The organism is Vibrio sp. 1978, from assembly GCF_033344345.1.
Genome location: NZ_JAWPOP010000485.1, coordinates 1 through 688 on the forward strand (window position 1 = coordinate 1; position 688 = coordinate 688).

The following is a 688-nucleotide window of genomic DNA, read 5'->3' on the forward strand; positions in this document are numbered from 1 at the left end:
GTCAGACACCCCCACAACCTTCGCAGTAAAGGTTTCTGCCCATACCTGAGGGGCCACCACCAGCATGGCTACCAGGAACGCTGAAACCCCCGTATTTTTCACAAAACCTAACCTCATAATCACTCCATCCAAATTACTTTTTTTTCCCAGCCGGTAGAGCCTTGGCCCAACAGAGCCTTGTTTCATCCACCTTGCTGTCTACGATTCGACAGGCATCCCAGTTAAGAGATGACCAGTGAGCAATGGCAGAGGCCAACCAGTACCACGGTGCCGTAAACACCGGCTGGCCCCCTTCCTTCGTTTTAAATACCTGGTATCGCATGTTGATCCTCCTGTTTGGGTGAGGCTTAGGCCTCGTAATAGAACTTTTTTGTGTCCGGATAGGGATTAAAGCAATGAGCCGTGGCTCTCCCCAGGGAAAGCACTGAAGCCTCAGCTTCCGGCGCTTCCTCAGTGTCTTCACGAAATTCCCCGCCAAGTTGCTTCACCCATTCGGCAGCGAGCTGCACACCTTCATCAAAGGGAACTTTGTTCTTTTGAAGCACATCCAGATAGGAAAGCAGCAAGCAGTGAGGCGTAATGACGGCGGTGTTCCAATCGGTTGCGAGCCGTGTTTCGTCCATATCTGCATACCAGGCATCAACCTGATGTTTCAATCCGATCTCGGCCATCATGCCGTGCTTACCGG

General features: G+C 51.9%; 2 pseudogenes. Both read right to left on the minus strand.

From position 1 onward, the window contains the following. Positions 1-186 (minus strand): annotated as a pseudogene (locus R8N49_RS27370) (hypothetical protein); the annotation flags it as partial. A 161-nt stretch (positions 187-347) separates the two neighbouring features. Continuing rightward, a pseudogene (locus R8N49_RS27375) lies at positions 348-688 on the minus strand (hypothetical protein); the annotation flags it as partial.